The sequence below is a fragment of the Paenibacillus sp. MT86 genome, from assembly GCF_058792535.1.
This window is the reverse complement of the sequence record NZ_CM179499.1, coordinates 4239134-4255534: the sequence shown is the minus strand read 5'-3', so window position 1 is coordinate 4255534 and position 16401 is coordinate 4239134. Positions and strand designations below refer to the sequence as shown.

Here is a 16401-nt window from a genome sequence, read left to right as displayed (position 1 = left end):
CCGTCAGCATTCGCTAAGCTCCATGGCGAAGGGTGTAAGACCAGGAAATGCTGGGGCTTCCGTCGTCCTTGAGAACAGCATCCGAATGATGCATAGGAGAGAATAACGCAATCATGAGAAGAACCAAAAGCGAAGCGAACGAAACCATACAGCTACTGCTAAAGGTGGCCAGGGCACAGTTTGCGGAAAAAGGCTATGCCCATGCGGCTTTAGAAGAGATTGCCGACGAAGCTCATGTTACCCGCGGCGCGCTGTATCATCATTTTAAGAATAAACAAGGGCTGTTTCTCGCCGTACTCGAATTAGTGCAGACGGAAATTGGGCAGCGCGTGGAGGCGGAAGCCGACCGTTACGTGGATCCTTGGGATCAGCTGCTGTTTGGATGTCGGGCCTTTATTGCGACCGTGGTCGAACCGCGGAATAAGCGCATTATGCTTATTGACGGCCCGAGTGTCGCAGGCTGGGAGTCATGGCGCGAGATGGACGAGCAGAATTCGATGAGCCACCTGAGGGAACAGTTGGCCTTGATGCAGCATCAGGGAATGATGAAGGCCGCTCCGGTTGATGCCTTGACGCATGCCCTGTCCGGAGCCTTAAACGAATGCTCGTTGTTGGTGGCACAAATGCCGGAAACGGATAAGGGCATCGAGGAAACCATGCATGTGATTGCCGGCATGCTGCAGGGATTCAGGCTTTAAAGGTTTAAAGCACATGATAAGGTTCACCCCTAATATGGGCCATATATCCAGCAAATCTTACAATTTGCATGAATGTTGTAAGCTGGAGAGGTACATCCAAAAATCCATGAAATGGAAAGGGGTTAATATGAATCCATTGAAACCGCTGCAAGCATTTTTGGAAGCACAGCAGGACAAACCGATCGAAGCCATCGGAAGCTATATTTCCGAACATATTGAACAGAACTGGGAAAAGGTGCTTACCGATAACCGGGAAAAACTGCGAAGGGCATACAACGAGGGTGGGGATATGGCGTACGGGACGTATTTAAACCTGTTATTCTTGCCGGTACACAGGCAGCTCAAGGAAATGGGAATACGTCCCGCACCGAAATTCCCGGGCGACTTCGACATTTCAAGGGAATGGGGAAGCGAGGAAGGAACCGACCAGCAGCGCTGGATGTGGAGCACCGTTTTGTCGCCGGAGGAAGAGCCGCTAGGTACCATCGTCACGATCGTATACCACGACCATACCCAGTTTCGGGTCCCAAGGCAGCCGCGTATTCTAGCCTTGCATGAGACAGGCAAGGAAGACGTCGTTGCGGTCCTTTCACTGAAGTCGGCGGACTTTAGCGAGGCGCTCGAATTTACGGCAGAATATGAACAATATCTGCGGAGTTTGCAGGAGTAGGGGGGCCCGGCACCGCGCATTCATCACCAGCTGATTTCAGAGTAAGCCTCCATGCCTGAGCTGAGTTACTTGAAGACACACGTCATTTAAAAATAGAAGACGCCTTGAGCCGGATGATGTTATCCTGGCTCAAGGCGTATTTCTCGTAAAAGGAATTAAGATCGTTTATCAATCGTCAGGTCTAACCAGTCTAATTCTTCCTTCGTCAGGCGGATGTTCGAACCCTCGTCGCAGGATTTCAATTCCTCGGCCGATTGTGCGCCGATTAGCGCGCAAGTAGGGAAGGGCTGGTTCAGTACGTAAGCGAGCGCGATCTGTATGGCAGTCACATTCTTCGAAGCAGCAAGCTGTTTGGCGCGCTCTAACCGCTCCCAGTTCGCATCGCTGTAAAATACCCGCACAAGATCCGCGTTGTCCCGAATCTCCGGAGTGAATCGCCCAGTGAAGAATCCTCGCGCTTGGGAAGACCAGGAGAGTAGCGGAAACTGTTCAGCTTCATGCCAGGCCATCGTCTCCGCATCGGCTGAGACGCAGCCTTTCCAGAAGGGTTCGTTCGGCTTGGCCAGGCTGAGGTTCGGGCTGCTGAAGGAAAAGCCGACCAAGCCGTTTGCGTCAGCATAGGCATTGGCATCCCGAATGCGTTCCCAGGTCCAATTGGATACCCCGATGGCGCCTACACTGCCGTCCGCAATATATTCGTTCAGAGCCTCGATGACTTCCCCCGCCGGAACCTCAGGGTCGTCACGGTGCAATGCGTACAGATCGATGAAATCCGTCTGTAGTCTTTCGAAGCTTATCGTGATGTCGTTTTTGATGTCTTTTTTGCTGACGCGAGGGCCGTTTTGGTCATGGTGGGCACCCTTTGTCAGAATGACGAGCTGATCCCGGTTCCCCCTTTCCTGCATGTATCTGCCGATGACTTCTTCGCTCTGACCGCCGCAGTATATATGTGCGGTATCAACGGAATTGCCGCCGATCGCAAGGTAAGCATCCATATTGGCGGCAGCTTTCTCGTACGAATCATGATAGAAATAGTCCGTTCCTTTCATGAGCGCAGAGACGGGTTTGTTTAATCCCTTGATTGATATATATTTCATGTTCATCTCCTCCTTGAGTGAATTTACAGCACGATTCTCGTACGTTCGTGGGCAGATTGCAGGCAGGCATCGATGACTCTCATGTTGCGAACCGCATCCTCCGTCGAGTAGCGGAGAGGCTTGTCGTACAAAACGGCTTCCGCTATCCGGTCACCTTGTTCGCTGTATGCGTTTGCATGAGGAACCTCGATTTCTTTGCGTCCATCGCCGGTCGTTAAGAAGAAGTTTGCTCCGTTCTCAGGCAGGCTGTAGGCGTATGGGACTTCAATCAGGCCATCCGTGCCAACAATTTCAAGGGGATTCCGATAAGCCGCCCACATGCCGCAATCAAAGGTCAGGGCAACGTTGCCTTCAAATTCGATCAAGCCGGAGGCCATCATGTCGACATGATCATGCTCAGGCGAGAAGAAGGCTTGAACGGTAACCGCTTCCGGTTCTTTATCCAGCAGGATGCGCGCGGCATTGATCGGATAACAGCCGACATCATAAATCGAACCGCCGCCCCAATCTTTGCGAAACCGGACATTTCCATGATTGGCCGAGCTGTTAAAAGTAAACGCGCTGCGAATGCCCCGAATTTCCCCAATGGCACCGGAGTCGATCATTTCCTTCAGCACGTCGTATCGCGGATGATAACGGTACATAAAGGCTTCGGCTAGAATCACGCCTGCGGCCGCGGCCGCGTCAGCCATTTCGGCCGCTTCTGCTTCCGTCAGCGCCAGCGGTTTTTCGCACAGGATATGTTTGCCGGCTTCCGCTGCACGGATGCTCCATTCTTTATGTAGATGGTTAGGTAGCGGGATATAGACAGCATCTATGGAAGAATCCTCAAGCAAGGACTCATAACTGCCGTATGCAGTCGGAATCTTCAGTTCCTCGGCGGTTTGCTCTGCTTTTGCCTGGTCGCGGCTGGCGATGGCAACGACTTCATTGAAACGGGATTGTTGCAGACCGGGTATGACCGAACGTTTGGCAATGCTGGCGCATCCAAGTATCCCCCAACGAAGTTTTTGAGTCATGTTCATCAGCTCCTATACAACTTATTAAGATTATATTGCGATTATAAAAGACAAGAAATAAAATTGATATAATATTATTTTGTAGTGTTATACAACAATATTGTCATTATAGGAGGATGGAGATGAAACGACAAAGCCATCTGCTGACCCTTCCGCAAATGCCGTTCTTCTGTCTGCCGGAATCGGTAGGGATCTACCGGGATGAGCCGGATCACACGGTGACGCGGGCAGCCGGTTCTTTAAACAATTTCAATATTCACTATGTTGCTTCCGGAAAAGGGCATGTTGAAATCGACAATGTCGTTCATACGCTCGGCCCAGGGGAAGCCGTGCTGTATTTTCCCATGCAAGCTCAGCATTATTACAGCAGCGAGGACGACCCTTGGGATGTCCGCTGGTTCCATTTTTATGGCAGCGGCCTGCAGAATTATTTCATCGAGCGCGGATTTCATAAAAGCCAGCTTTGGAGCATTCGGCAGCCGGCGGCCTTTGAGGAAGCGCATGAAGCGCTCTTGAATGAGGCGGAAACCCATCGCATGCTGAAGCCTGCGCAATTGTCCACCTTGACGTATTCCTTGTTAGCCGTATTCGTCGAACAGGCGTCCTCCTTATCGGATAATAAATCCAACAATTCGGCGAACCGAATTCACGAGCTGCTGCCCATCATGCAGCAGGAAGCTGCACAGCCGTTTATTTTGGAAGAGTGGGCGGCTAGGTTAGGCGTATCCACGTACTATTTTTGTAAATTATTCCGCAACGTCATGGAGATGACGCCGATGGATTTTGTGACGCGCTGCCGTCTTCAGATGGCTAAGCAATGGCTGCTCGATCATAAAGATAAAACGATCGGACAAATTGCAGTGGAAGCGGGTTACCCGAGCGTCAGTTACTTTAACAAGCGATTTATGGAGCACGAAGGCATGACGCCATCTTCCTATCGTCGCTTGTATGGGGTATAGTTATATGGATTACGTCGTCAGGTCAGGTAAGAACTCGACTTAGGTCCAGGTCCTAATCACACCTATAGTCGGTTATGGAAACGGCTTGCCTCAACTACAATGAAATTAACGAAGGATTTGACGAAATCCGGATTCTATGAATAGTTCATCAATGTATGTGGGGGAAAGCCAAATGTCCGATAACAAAAATATATATGTTCTACTGACTGATACGGGAACGATGTTTACGAAATTGATCAAACGAATCACTGCTGCGCCTTATAATCATGCCTCGCTGGCGCTCGACGAGAACTTGAATGAAGTGTTCAGCTTCGGACGAAAGTGCGCCAACAATCCTTGGGTCGGAGGATTCGTGGAGGAGGATGTGTATGAAGGAACTTTTCGCCACTTCCCCGGCACGCGCTGCGCTCTGCTTCGTCTCGAAGTCACCCCTCAGCAATATGAGGCGGCAAGACGCGTGATCCGGCATTACCAGGATGAAGAGGAAGCCTATGGCTATAACCTCATCGGCATGTTCGGCGTGCTGATGAGACTCGATATTACGAGGGAACGATCCTATTTCTGTTCGCAATTCGTCGCCGAAGCGATGAAGCAAAGCAAAATCCATTTATGGGATCGGCCTTCCTCGGCAGTAACGCCGAATGATTTTTTTCAGCATCCGGCGTTTGAGGTTATCTATGAAGGGATGTTATATGATTATCCGCTGCTCGATCAATCCAGATTGGCCGGATGCCAATACCCTCTCCAAACGGTTGCTCGATGAATTATAAAATGCGAATCTTTATGTTAAACATCGCCCCCTTCTACCCATGGTGGAAGGGGGTTCTTATATCATCGCATTGCCGAAATGCCTCTATATGCTAGGATGGACTCGGTAAAACGTTACCTTAATTGTGCATTAGCGCGCGCGATGACGGTCTCGATTTTTTGTTCGTAAGTATGGATGCTTTTCTTTTTGGCCAGGATCTCCCCTGAGAGCGTCAGCAGCCTGGACAGGGCATCGCTGGTTCTGGCGGATTCATTGGCCTTTACGGCGGCTTTGAAATTTTTCCACTCGGTTGTCATTAGTTTATTTGGCGTAGTAATAGCGCTTTTATCGCCTTTGATCTTGCTTTTGTACGGATCGATTTCGGACAGGATGGAACGGACTTTAGCCGCTTTGGAAGTTCTCTCTTTTTTGGCCGCCGTAAGCGCAGCCTGCTTGTTTCGTATATCCTCACGTCCCAAGGCAACCAGGAGCTTCATGCCGCCGGCCTGCGACTGCAGCATTTTGGATAGCGATTTGTCCTTCAGTTTTTTGGCTGCGGCGATTTGTTTATTGAGCGCGGAATAGGTATCAAACAGCGGCTGGTATTTGGATTTGGCTGTTTGGAGTTGATCCTCCAGCCTGCGGATTTTGTCCTTGTCGATTTCGCTGATTCGTTTGCGAGTTTCCGAAGCTTTGGCTTCATTGGCATAACGAAGGGAAGAAATTCGATCGTCCCAATCCATGACCTGTTTCCGTTCCGATTTAAAATCATCGTACTGCTTCTTCAGTTTCGAACGAACGGTTCCGCCGGCCCGGTCTGCCGTGGCATTCAATTGAGCTTGAACCGAATCGGTGAACTCAATGGCTGCAGCATTCGCGAAAGGAATGGGGGTAAGGGTGAGTAGCAGTACCATGGCAAGGACTGAAAACCATAATCTTCTAAACATTATAATCGCTCCTTCTCTCATTATCATTCCAGCCCAAAAGATCAAGCCGGGAACCTCCGCCAACGACAAAAAGCACCCGTTAGAAAGGCGCAATAAACGCCTGACTTACGGGTGCTTCCTTCGTAAGGGTTACTGATATGCTTTTTTGTAAATATACGGGAAAAATCTGATTTTGTCAAACGTTTATTCCCCTGTCGTGAGCGAAAACCCACCGAGAAGGCTCTTCCACGCATCCGAATTTCCCTCCCAGGTCGCCCCCTTCGGGATTTGCTTGATGAGCGCCCGATCCGAGAACGAGGGAAGATTTACGATTTGTTCACGGTTGCCAAGCAGGACAAATAACAGGGTTACGTTCGGGTTGGCGTATGTTTCGCGAATAACCTGGTCTATCGTTTCGGCATCCTTTATATGCGGGATGATGCGTACGAGAAGCGTCTTCCGATCCGAATTCAAGCAGCGGTTATAACGCTCGATTCTTCGATCCAGCCGTTCGCGGAAAGCAGGGTAGTCATATAGCGGCTGCTCTTTCGGGTCGTTCCGGAAGTCGTGGAAGGATAAACAAGAGGATCGTTTGTCGCGTACATAATAACAGTTGACGGATTTACCGTAGATATCCAGGTTTTCCCGGAGCATGAATTCGCTGAATCGATGATGGATGACTTTGCAAAATTCTCGGGTTGATGCGAAGTTGAACCAGTCCCATGGACCTGCCATGCGACGAAGGTTGTTTCTTCTGAGCTGAGCGGCAACCTGACAGTTGTGCCCCAGGCTGAAAACGGCATCGAACTCTATTTGGGTTGTCATGCTACCAGACCTCCTCCAATCTATCATTTGATATCATATGCAGCTTGATAGAGTTGGTATGGAGTAGTGACCAAGGGAAGGCTTGGGGACCGCCAAATCAGCATTGATGTAAGCCGAGGAGCGGAACACCGCACCCAAAAAACGAAGCGAAAGATGGATGCGCCTCGTTTTTTTCATATATTCATATTTTACGCGAAAGATGTCATTTGCATCAAAGAGTCCCCGGGTTCAAACCATCATAAAAAGTGTTACAACCTGCAGGCTCACATGAAGCTCCGTTTATCAGCGGTTTACGGTCATTTCCTGTGCCTTGCATGCGTTGACAGAACCCGGGTCTGGTGATATCCTCCAATCAAAGACGGGGTTTATCCGGGATCAAATGAATCCATCCGTATTGTCCCCTTGGCGAGGGAGTAAGCTCTCCCAAGCGGAACGGTTACGGCTGCCATTTCTAAATACCGTAAGCCTGAAGCTCTTCGCATGAAGAGTTTTTTCTTTTTATATTACAACGAAAAGAATGTGATGACAGATGTTGGTTCGATTACGAACCCAAATGAACGGTTTGCTTCAACATCATTTATCCGGGGAGTCGATGGACTACCGGCAGATTTTTGCTTTATTTTTTCCGATATTGATCGACCAGGCATTCATCATCGGGTTGAACCTGGTCAACACGGCCATGATCAGCTCGTCCGGCGTATCGGCGGTCAGCGCCGTGAACATGGTGGACTCCTTGAACATCTTCTTGATTAATGTGTTTGTGGCGGTTGCAACCGGGGGTACCGTCGTAGTGGCGCAGTATAAGGGAAGCGGCAACGCGATGATGGTATCCCGGGCATCCGCCGCCACGGTAACTTCGGTGGCGATGATCGCTTTAGCGATCGCGCTGCTGATCATCGGCCTTCACCAGCCGGTGCTGAATCTGCTGTTCGGCTCAGCGTCGCCCGAAGTGCTGGAGAGTGCGCGGATTTATCTGATCGGAAGCAGCACTTCCTTTCTCGGGATTGCGATTGTGCAGGCGGTCTGCGGCGCGCTGAGGGGTATCGGCAAGACCCGCGCATCACTGGCGTTGTCGCTGATCATGAACCTGCTCTACGTTCTGCTGAACATCGTGTTCATCACGCTGCTGAATATGGGCGTTATGGGCATGACTCTGGCCATCAACATCGCCCGTTTTGCCGGGGCCGCCTGCGCGCTTTATTATCTGTTTAAAGTAGACGCAACGCTGCATATCCGCCTAAGGGACCTGTTTCATTTTCCGATATCGATGCTGCGCAAAATTATGTTTATCGGGCTTCCGTTCGCAGCCGAGCAGATGTTCTTTAACGGAGGAAAGCTGTTAACCCAAGTGTTTATCGTCAGCCTGGGAACGTACGCCATAGCAACGAACGCAATCGGATCTTCGCTTGCGGCCGTCTTTCAGATTCCAGCCAGCGCGTTGTCTTTAACGATTGTGACCGTCGTCGGTCAATGCATCGGCCGCGGTAATATAGCGGATGCCCGGAAGTTCATCAAATCTTTTTTGTGGCTTGGCGCTATCTCGCTGGCCTTGATGGGTTTGATTTTGATGCCGCTCTACCGCCCGCTGGTCGGGTTGTTCAACCCGCCTCCGGAAATCGTGAACGATCTGTTCGTGGTGCTGTTGATTAATACGCTTGTACAGGTTCCGCTATGGTCGATAAGCTTTATTCTGCCATCGGCGCTGCGTGCGGCAGGCGACTCGCGTTTTACGTCGATCACTTCGATGCTGACCATGTGGCTGTTCCGGGTGATTCTCGGTTATATTATGGGGATCGTTCTGGGCTGGAGCATTCTTGGCGTATGGCTGGCCATGAACTGCGAATGGGGCGTGCGAGGAGCGATCTTCCTATGGCGCTTCCGCGGCAAGAAATGGTATGCGCATAAACTGATTTAGCCATTATCTATTTCAAATAAAGAAAAAAAGCCCCGCATCGGCGCAATGTCATTTAGTTAAGGCTCAGGACCAAACATCAAGAAAAGAGCAGGTTATCGAAAAGATAGCCACGCTCTTTTTTTTGTATATGGCATAAAAAGACTTGACAAGTCGTTAGAAATGTGTGGCGAAGCCCCTTGAAAAACGAGGAGGTTTTGCCAATGAATGAGTACGCGAACGCGCTAAAACAAACACTGACATCCCTCATACGAGAGATGTCAGCCGATCCAGCACCTTATGTCAAAAACCCTGAAAAGGATTTTACCCGAAAGAAAAAGCTGCCCTTTGAAACGGTCATGCAGCTCCTGATCTCCATGGGCGGCAATAGCATTTATAAGGAACTCTTGGAATCTCAGGGCTATAACGTACACACCGTGACCACGTCTGCCTTTGTCCAGCAGAGGAATAAAATCCTGCCAACTGCTGTGGAATCCTTATTTCACAAATTTACGCAATCGTATACGGATATCAAGTACTACCGAGGATATCGATTGCTTGCCATTGACGGTTCGGATTTGCATATCGCAACGAACCCTGCCGACACGGATACATATTTTCAAAGTCAACCGAACACGAAAGGCTTTAACCTTCTGCATTTGAACGCAGCCTATGACTTGTGCAACAGACTTTACGTGGATGCCATTGTTCAGCCCCGTAGGTTGTGGAATGAGGGCAGGGCACTGGCCGATATGGTGGACCGCTCCCCCATCCAAGGAAAAGTCATTGTTATTGCCGATCGCGGCTATGAGAGCTACAACAATTTTGCGCATATTGAACGTAAAGGGTGGAACTACGTCATACGCGTAAAGGATTTGAACTCCAATGGTATTCTTTCAGGCTTGCGTTTGCCCACTAGCGGAGAATTTGATCTTGACGCTCAAGTGATACTCACCAAAAAACAAACCAAAGAGGTCAAGGCTCATCCTGAAATGTACAAGTTCGTCCCTTCCCATTCCTCATTTGAATTTGTGGATTTGCAGAAGAACTTGTTTTACCCGATTTCCTTTCGGGTTGTTCGTTTCCTCCTGCCTACTGGCGCTTATGAAACCGTCATTACCAATCTATCTGCAGACGAGTTCTCACCCGTCGAAATCAAGTCCATTTACAGCATGCGATGGGGTATTGAAACCTCATTCCGGGCATTAAAATACACCGTAGGTCTTACGAGTTTTCACGCAAAAAGACAAGAGTCCATCGCTCAGGAGATTTTCGCAAGATTAATCATGTACAATTTCGCCGAAATGATTACCTCGCACGTAATCATTTCCCGAAAAGATAAACAGCACCAATACCAAGTCAACTTCACGGTTGCCGTTCACGTTTGTAGACATTTCCTGCGCTCGCGGGACGATGAACCCCCGCCTAATGTAGAAGCGCTGATAGGTAAGAATATTTTGCCGATTCGACCCATCCGCCCAGGACAGCAGAATACGCGCAAAATCCGCTACAAATCAGCTGTTAGCTTCGTTTATAGAGTAGCATAAACCGGCCCCAATGAACATTTTTAAAGCGGGTATATCGTCCGCTTAGTTTGCTGTACGCATTTTCACTTGTCTCCATGAGAAAACAAACGGCACAGGGCGCTTCCCCATGCCGTTTCAGAATCCATCGTATTTCCAATCTTGCCTTTGAGCTTATCTTAATGACATTGCTCATCGGCGGGGCTTTTTTTGTGTTGTTTTGAATAGCAATCCGGTTGTCCATCGATTCAAGGCAGTTTAAGTTGGATCGATTAGGACGGCTTATACACGGACGAGTATGTTTTCCAGCCGCCGTCGAGATTCTTAACCCGAAAGCCGTGCTCGTTCAAAATACGTGCCGCTAAATATCCGCGCAGCCCAACCTGGCAAGTCACATACAGCGTTTCGCTCTCCGGTAGTTCCTTCAGTCGGCTGCGCAGATCGTTAAGGGGTATGTTAATGGAACCTGCGATATAACCGGCTTCCCTTTCCTTAGGTTCGCGAACGTCGATTAAGGTTGCACCGTTTTCAACCAGTTCGTCGATTTCATGCCATTGGACCGTTTCAACCAAGCCATCCAAGATGTTGGCGGCAACATATCCGGCATAGTTAACCGGGTCTTTGGCGGAGGAATAAGGGGGCGCGTAGGAAAGCTCCAGCTCCGTCAAGTCCCATACATTGAGATTTCCCTTGATTGCTGTAGCAATGACATCGATTCGCTTGTCCACGCCATCTGCTCCAATCGCTTGCGCCCCATAGATTTGACCTGTTTCCGAATGGAATAACAGCTTCAAGGAGATGGGATACGCCCCGGGGTAATACCCGGCATGCGACGAAGGGTGAATATGGATGGCGTGATAAGGTAGGTTCATCTGCTTTAGGCGCTTTTCGTTAACACCTGTCGCAGCAACCGTTAGAGCAAATACCTTGGCAATCGACGAACCGAGCGTGCCTTTGTAACGATTGTTTTTACCATAGATATGATCCGCAACCAAGCGTCCCTGCCGATTGGCAGGACCGGCGAGCGGGATAAAGGCCTGGGTCTGAAGGACATAATCCTTTACCTCAATCGCATCGCCGATGGCATAAATGCTCTGGTCGGCGGTCTGCATATATTCGTTAACTTGAATTCCGCCGCGATCATTGACGGGAAGTCCGGCAGCCGACGCCAGCATGCTCTCTGGCCGAACGCCTATCGAAAGCAACGTCATCTCGGTTGATATTCGTTTGCCGCTGGAAAGCTCGATTTGTTGGCCGCCGTCATGAAATGCTTCTACGCCATCCTCAAGAATCAGACGAACTCCTTTGTCTTTAAGGTGCGACTGAACAATCGCCGCCATTTCGTAATCCAGCGGAGCCATCACCTGGTTGGCCATTTCGACGACTGTAACCTGGACGCCGCGATCCGCCAGATTCTCGGCCATTTCCAGCCCGATAAACCCGCCCCCGACAATAACGGCTTCCTTCGGCTGGACTTCATCCACGTACCGCTTGATTCGGTCGGTGTCCGGGATATTCCGTAACGTGAATACGTTACGAGCTTCGGACAAGCCGGGAATATCCGGCACCACGGGCTTCGCGCCGGGCGACAGGATTAGATAATCATAGCTCTCGGTGTAGGTTTCGCCGGTAGCAAGGTTTTTAATCGTAACCATTTTTTTATCACGCAGAATGGACGTAACTTCGCTGAGATTGCGAATATCCAGCTCGTAGCGGCGGCTAAGGCCGGGTACGGTCTGCACCATAAGCTTATTGCGGTCGGTTATAGTTTCTCCTATATAGTAGGGCAGACCGCAGTTGGCAAACGAAATATATTCCCCGCGTTCCACTAAAACAATGGCAGAGCTCTCATCCAATCTCCGCAGCCTGGCAGCTGCCGAGGCACCACCTGCTACGCCGCCGACAATGACGATTTTTTTGCCCATCGAATATTCCTCCCTGAGTTGGTGTAAATTACGTATGGATTGATGTATACCCTATGGGGTATCATAGCATAGGGCAGCATAAAAAGGTGTGACAAAAATCAGACATGTCTGTTAAGCGGCAAGTTAGAATGAAGCTGCGGCAGACGAGACTTGACAAAATACCCATGGGGGTATATATTAAGGGCATGCACTATATGCTTTAAATCATGCTTCCTAATAATAGGCACAGACAGGAGGGAATCGGGATGGATTACAATGATCAAATCAAGAATCGGGTGAAACGCATCGAAGGTCAATTGCGCGGCATTCTGAAAATGATGGAGGAGAACCAGGATTGCAAGGAAGTGATCACCCAGCTGTCTGCGACGCGGACGGCGATCGATCGGACGATCGGCGTTGTCGTCAGCTCAAATCTTGTGGAATGCGTACAGCAGGCCGCAGAGACCGGGCAGGATACGGAGAAGCTTGTGGTTGAAGCGGTAAATCTGCTTGTTAAGAGCAGATAATGGGGAAGTGTCCTTCATTTCAATATCAGGATCCACCAAAATGATTGACAGGACCTTCGACATCGTTTAATATACCCCAATGGGTATTTGATTGAACCATATACTCATTCATTTTAAGGAGGAATCATGATGAACGCGGATAAACTATTGGACGTTAAAGGCTTGGCCTGTCCCATGCCGATCGTGAAAACAAAGAAACAGATGAAAGAAATGGAACAAGGTCAAGTGCTTGAGATTCATGCAACGGATCAAGGCGCGAAGAGCGATTTGACGGCTTGGGCCAAATCGACGGGCAACGAGATGCTGGAACATCAAGAAGATGGCGGCGTGCTGAAGTTTTGGATTAGGAAGGGATAATTTTTTTGAACATTATAATACCCCTAAGGGTATTTTAGTGACTTTGTATTGGAATTATTCATAAACGCATTACAGGGGGAGATCATAACGTGACAGAAACAAAAAAGACAACGATCGTATTATTCAGCGGTGATTATGATAAAGCGATGGCTGCCTATATTATTGCCAACGGTGCGGCCGCATACGACCATGAGGTGACGATATTCCACACCTTCTGGGGGCTGAACGCATTGCGCAAGGATGAGGATGTCCTGCTGCCCAAGAAAAAAAGCTTCATCGAGAAAATGTTCGGAAAGATGATGCCGCGCGGGTCCAACCACATGGGACTTTCCAAGATGAATTTTGCCGGGATGGGTCCCAAAATGATCAAGGACGTAATTAAGAAACACAACGCCGTTCCGCTTCCGCAATTGATCGAGATGGCGCAGGAGCAGGACGTAAAGCTGGTTGCATGCACGATGACGATGGATCTGCTTGGGCTGCAGCAAGAAGAACTGCTTGACGGCATCGAGTATGCGGGCGTTGCGGCGTATTTGGGCGACGCTCAGGATGGCAATGTTAACTTGTTCATTTAAGGAAAACAGCGGCGAAGCTTGCTGTTATAAAGGGAGGGGAAAAATGGATATTCTCAATGTATTGTTCATTGCACTTATCATTCTGATTGTCGTTTGGAGAATTCTCCCGGCCAAAGGAGTCAGGCAGATTACCGCGGCACAGCTAAAACATGAGCTGAAGGATGCCAATGCGAACAAGCAGTTCATCGATGTCCGGACGCCGGGAGAATTCAAGGGAAATCACATTCGGGGTTTCCGCAATATTCCACTGGATCAGCTCTTGTCGAGCAGAGAGTCGCTCTCCAAAGAGAGGGAAGTGGTATTGATCTGCCAAAGCGGTATGCGGAGCAACAAAGCCAGCAGAACATTAAAGAAAGCAGGATTTGAGAAGGTAACGAATGTGAAGGGTGGCATGAATGCCTGGTCGTAAACTTAAAAGTAAAAGGAGTGCTGATCAATTATGAGAGAAATTTCTCCAAAAGATCTAGAGCGGATGTTGAGTGACGGGACAGCCGTGAATATCATTGATGTGCGAGAAGCGGAAGAAGTCGCTGAAGGGAAAATTCCGGGCGCCGTCAACATTCCCCTCGGTCTGATTGAATTCCGCAAGCAGGATCTTGATCGGTCGAAAGAATATATCATGGTATGCCGTTCCGGCGGCCGCAGCGGCCGTGCAGCTGAATATTTGGAAAGCCAAGGCTATCACGTCGTCAATATGTCGGGCGGCATGCTCGCATGGGAGGGCAAAACAGAGTAATCGTGTCTGTTTGAAAAGAATGGGTGTGTTAGTCACCCCCTTTTTTTGAAACGAAATATACCCATTGGGGTATTAGGGTCTAACAAACAAAACAATGGAGGTTGTATGTGATATGACAGCAATTGAATCGAATATGAAGCTGGACGCTAAGGGGCTGGCATGCCCGATGCCCATCGTCCGCACGAAAAAAGCGATGAAGGATCTTGAAGCCGGTTATGTGCTGGAGGTAGAGGCAACCGACAAAGGTTCCAAGGCCGACATGCAGGCATGGGCGGAAAGCACGGGCCATCAATATCTCGGTACGATTGAAGAGGGGGATGTGCTGAAGCACTATCTTCGCAAATCGTCAGGGGAAGAAACGGCAGAACGAAGCTATCCACATGTAGCGTCTAATGATCAGCTGGAGGAGAAACTTGCGTCCGGAGCGCCAATCATCGTCCTGGATGTGAGGGAAGCGGCGGAGTTTGCTTTCAGGCATATTCGCAATGCCGTATCGATTCCGCTTGGCGAACTGGATGAACGCATGGTCGAGCTGAACAAAGAGGATGAAATCTATGTCATCTGCCGTACCGGGACAAGGAGCGACCTCGCTGCGCAAAAGCTCTCAGCTAAAGGCTATGCAAGCATTATAAACGTGGTGCCGGGCATGAGCGGCTGGAGAGGAGAAACATTGGGCTTGAATGATGGCGCAGATGCTTAAGATGGCTGTCCAATAAGCATGCTTAGCACTTCGTATTTACAATGGGCAGCCGGAAGGAATGTGCAATTTATCAGATCCAATGACTGAATTTAAGAGGAGGAAGAGCACCATGACAATGAGAGAAATGAAAGCGCAAGAAGTGGCCATGAAGGTGATTCGCAAAGAGAGCCTGTTTCTATTGGACGTGCGGAACCCTTCGGATTTTGAAGATTGGAAGATTGAGGGCGAAGGAGTTCGGCATTTGAATATCCCTTATTTTGATTTGATTGACGGCGTGGAAGAAATATTGGATCAAATCCCGATGGATCAAGAAGTGCTGGTTGTATGCGCCAAGGAAGGCTCGTCGGTGATGGTGGCCGAGATGCTGGCCGAGCACGGACGGAATGTCGCGTACTTAAAAGGGGGGATGAAAGCCTGGAGCGAACATCTTGTCCCGCTGAAAATCGGCAGCTTGGCGGATGGCGGCACGCTATATCAGTTTGTTCGTATCGGCAAAGGTTGTTTGTCTTATATGGCGGTATCGAACGGCGAAGCGGCTTTGTTTGACGCTACCCGCATGACGGAGGTATATCTTGAATTTGCCGAAAGCGTGGATGCCCAAATCAAGCATGTGTTCGATACCCATCTCCATGCAGACCATATTTCCGGCGGTCGAATGATTGCTGAGCAGACAGGAGCCGTATACTGGCTTCCGCCAGAGGATGCCAGCGAGGTCGTGTTTAAATACGAGCCGTTGAAGAACGGCGATCAAGTGGTGATTGGCGGGAGCACCATCCGCATCGATGCGCTCCATTCTCCAGGCCATACCATCGGATCCACTTCGTTTGTCATAGATGACCGCTACCTGCTGACAGGCGATATTCTGTTTATCGATTCCATCGGCCGTCCGGATCTGGCGGGACTGGCAGACGATTGGGTCGGCGATTTGCGGGAGACGCTCTATGCCCGCTACCCCCATCTATCGGATGATCTGACCGTGCTGCCGGCGCATTTCATGATCATGGACGAATTGAACGAGGACGGGACGGTCGCGAAGAAATTGGGAGAGCTGTACCGGGAAAACCATGGCCTCAACATCGCCGACGAGACGGAATTCCGAACATTGGTAACGCAGAATCTGCCGCCGCAGCCTAACAGCTATCAGGAAATCCGTCAAATCAACATGGGGAAAATGAACCCTGACACCGAGCGGCAGCGTGAGATGGAGATTGGGCCGAACCGCTGTGCCGTACGTTAATTTTGACAA

At 49.7% G+C, this 16401-nt stretch carries 18 protein-coding genes; 13 read left to right on the top strand and 5 right to left on the bottom strand.

Features of this window, described 5'->3' with window-relative positions; genetic code table 11:
* Positions 1-113 precede the first annotated feature (113 nt).
* A complete protein-coding gene (locus tag AC3RCL_RS18855; protein ID WP_375119440.1) occupies positions 114-698 on the top strand; it encodes a TetR family transcriptional regulator in 585 nt (194 codons plus the stop codon).
* Positions 699-825: 127 nt separating this feature from the next.
* Complete coding sequence (locus AC3RCL_RS18850) at positions 826-1368, top strand: DUF6022 family protein (protein WP_096773515.1); 543 nt, start codon at positions 826-828, stop codon at positions 1366-1368.
* A gap of 155 nt (positions 1369-1523) precedes the next feature.
* On the opposite strand, the gene AC3RCL_RS18845 is transcribed toward AC3RCL_RS18850, so the two are convergent.
* The gene (locus AC3RCL_RS18845; RefSeq protein ID WP_492531325.1) at positions 1524-2465 is read right to left on the bottom strand and encodes an aldo/keto reductase; all 942 of its coding nucleotides are present in this window, start codon (positions 2463-2465) and stop codon (positions 1524-1526) included.
* A 23-nt stretch (positions 2466-2488) separates the two neighbouring features.
* Positions 2489-3484 (bottom strand): Gfo/Idh/MocA family protein, encoded by a 996-nt coding sequence (locus AC3RCL_RS18840; RefSeq protein ID WP_486047472.1) that lies wholly within the window; start codon positions 3482-3484, stop codon positions 2489-2491.
* Positions 3485-3606: 122 nt separating this feature from the next.
* Between AC3RCL_RS18840 and AC3RCL_RS18835 the strand changes: the two genes are divergently transcribed.
* Both AC3RCL_RS18835 and AC3RCL_RS18830 read left to right on the top strand, forming a co-directional pair.
* Positions 3607-4443: a helix-turn-helix transcriptional regulator gene (locus AC3RCL_RS18835; protein WP_096773335.1), complete on the top strand. Its 837-nt coding sequence runs from the start codon at positions 3607-3609 to the stop codon at positions 4441-4443.
* A 172-nt stretch (positions 4444-4615) separates the two neighbouring features.
* Positions 4616-5206 (top strand): hypothetical protein, encoded by a 591-nt coding sequence (locus AC3RCL_RS18830; RefSeq protein WP_192572430.1) that lies wholly within the window; start codon positions 4616-4618, stop codon positions 5204-5206.
* 119 nt (positions 5207-5325) lie between these two features.
* On the opposite strand, the gene AC3RCL_RS18825 is transcribed toward AC3RCL_RS18830, so the two are convergent.
* Together AC3RCL_RS18825 and AC3RCL_RS18820 are read right to left on the bottom strand one after the other, a co-directional pair.
* Positions 5326-6138: a hypothetical protein gene (locus AC3RCL_RS18825; protein WP_492531322.1), complete on the bottom strand. Its 813-nt coding sequence runs from the start codon at positions 6136-6138 to the stop codon at positions 5326-5328.
* A 183-nt stretch (positions 6139-6321) separates the two neighbouring features.
* A complete protein-coding gene (locus AC3RCL_RS18820; protein WP_492531320.1) occupies positions 6322-6942 on the bottom strand; it encodes a DUF1796 family putative cysteine peptidase in 621 nt (206 codons plus the stop codon).
* A gap of 529 nt (positions 6943-7471) precedes the next feature.
* On the opposite strand from AC3RCL_RS18820, the gene AC3RCL_RS18815 reads away from it, so the two are divergent.
* Positions 7472-8857: an MATE family efflux transporter gene (locus AC3RCL_RS18815; RefSeq protein WP_492531318.1), complete on the top strand. Its 1386-nt coding sequence runs from the start codon at positions 7472-7474 to the stop codon at positions 8855-8857.
* Positions 8858-9057: 200 nt separating this feature from the next.
* Complete coding sequence (locus AC3RCL_RS18810; RefSeq protein WP_492531316.1) at positions 9058-10380, top strand: IS4 family transposase; 1323 nt, start codon at positions 9058-9060, stop codon at positions 10378-10380.
* A gap of 248 nt (positions 10381-10628) precedes the next feature.
* Here AC3RCL_RS18810 and AC3RCL_RS18805 read toward each other — a convergent pair whose 3' ends face one another.
* Entirely contained in the window at positions 10629-12281 is a 1653-nt protein-coding gene (locus AC3RCL_RS18805) for an FAD-dependent oxidoreductase (RefSeq protein WP_492531314.1), read from the bottom strand.
* A gap of 245 nt (positions 12282-12526) precedes the next feature.
* On the opposite strand from AC3RCL_RS18805, the gene AC3RCL_RS18800 reads away from it, so the two are divergent.
* The 7 genes from AC3RCL_RS18800 (at position 12527) to AC3RCL_RS18770 (ending at position 16392) form a co-directional block, all read left to right on the top strand.
* Positions 12527-12787, top strand: coding sequence for a metal-sensitive transcriptional regulator (locus AC3RCL_RS18800; protein ID WP_492531312.1), 261 nt, complete (start codon positions 12527-12529; stop codon positions 12785-12787).
* Positions 12788-12916: 129 nt separating this feature from the next.
* Positions 12917-13144: a sulfurtransferase TusA family protein gene (locus AC3RCL_RS18795; protein ID WP_036665542.1), complete on the top strand. Its 228-nt coding sequence runs from the start codon at positions 12917-12919 to the stop codon at positions 13142-13144.
* Positions 13145-13233: 89 nt separating this feature from the next.
* Positions 13234-13719: a DsrE/DsrF/DrsH-like family protein gene (locus AC3RCL_RS18790; protein ID WP_015734628.1), complete on the top strand. Its 486-nt coding sequence runs from the start codon at positions 13234-13236 to the stop codon at positions 13717-13719.
* Between the two features lie 43 nt (positions 13720-13762).
* The gene (locus tag AC3RCL_RS18785; RefSeq protein WP_492531310.1) at positions 13763-14128 is read left to right on the top strand and encodes a rhodanese-like domain-containing protein; all 366 of its coding nucleotides are present in this window, start codon (positions 13763-13765) and stop codon (positions 14126-14128) included.
* Positions 14129-14158: 30 nt separating this feature from the next.
* Complete coding sequence (locus AC3RCL_RS18780; RefSeq protein ID WP_492531308.1) at positions 14159-14455, top strand: rhodanese-like domain-containing protein; 297 nt, start codon at positions 14159-14161, stop codon at positions 14453-14455.
* 112 nt (positions 14456-14567) lie between these two features.
* On the top strand, positions 14568-15155 hold the full coding sequence (locus AC3RCL_RS18775) for a sulfurtransferase TusA family protein (protein ID WP_486046930.1): 588 nt from the start codon (positions 14568-14570) through the stop codon (positions 15153-15155).
* Positions 15156-15264: 109 nt separating this feature from the next.
* Positions 15265-16392 (top strand): MBL fold metallo-hydrolase, encoded by a 1128-nt coding sequence (locus AC3RCL_RS18770; protein ID WP_492531305.1) that lies wholly within the window; start codon positions 15265-15267, stop codon positions 16390-16392.
* The last annotated feature ends 9 nt before the right edge of the window (positions 16393-16401 follow it).